Origin of the sequence: Anaerotignum faecicola (genome assembly GCA_024460105.1) — a bacterium.
In the GTDB taxonomy this organism is placed as follows: domain Bacteria; phylum Bacillota; class Clostridia; order Lachnospirales; family Anaerotignaceae; genus JANFXS01.
Genome location: JANFXS010000051.1, coordinates 1 through 618 on the forward strand (window position 1 = coordinate 1; position 618 = coordinate 618).

1 protein-coding gene is annotated in these 618 nt (G+C 34.0%); it reads right to left on the bottom strand.

Annotation, left to right across the window (positions count from 1 at the left end; genetic code table 11):
• Positions 1-497 (bottom strand): glycosyltransferase (locus NE664_12675; protein MCQ4727490.1); only part of this gene is annotated, 497 nt, incomplete at its 3' end.
• Positions 498-618 lie beyond the last annotated feature (121 nt).

The following is a 618-nucleotide window of genomic DNA, read 5'->3' on the forward strand; positions in this document are numbered from 1 at the left end:
AAAAAACTTCTGCGGTAGCAATAAAGTGGAACGGTTGACAAGGGTACTCTTTTTTGTGCTATTTCTATACCATATTCAATCTTATTTATACACTTACCTGTTGAAAGTACACTCCGCCTATTTGCCTCAATTACCGTTGCATTAAATCCAATAATGTCAACCTCATACTTGTGAAGTATCTTTTGTAACTCATCAAGCAAATTGCTCGAAATAGTATCATCACTATCCATGAAATATATATATCTTCCAGTTGCAGCTCCCATACCTGTATTTCTGGCCCCTGAGAGTCCTTTGTTGGTTTGATGTATAACTTTACATCGAGATTCTTTTACTTTAAATTCATCGCAAATATCCGGACATTTGTCTGTTGATCCGTCATCTACCAAAATTACTTCGTAATCTTTGAATGCTTGTCGTGTAATACTTTCCAAACATTGAGGCAAGTATTTTTCAACATTATAGATAGGCACAACAATCGAAAAGATAGGATTATTCATTTTTATTATCCTCTAACGCTTTCAAATATAACTTTTTCACCCTTTTTGCATGTATTTCCATAGAAAAATTTTTTTTTGCGTACGCTTCTGCGGCTAGTCCAATTTTATTTACTGTTTTCCT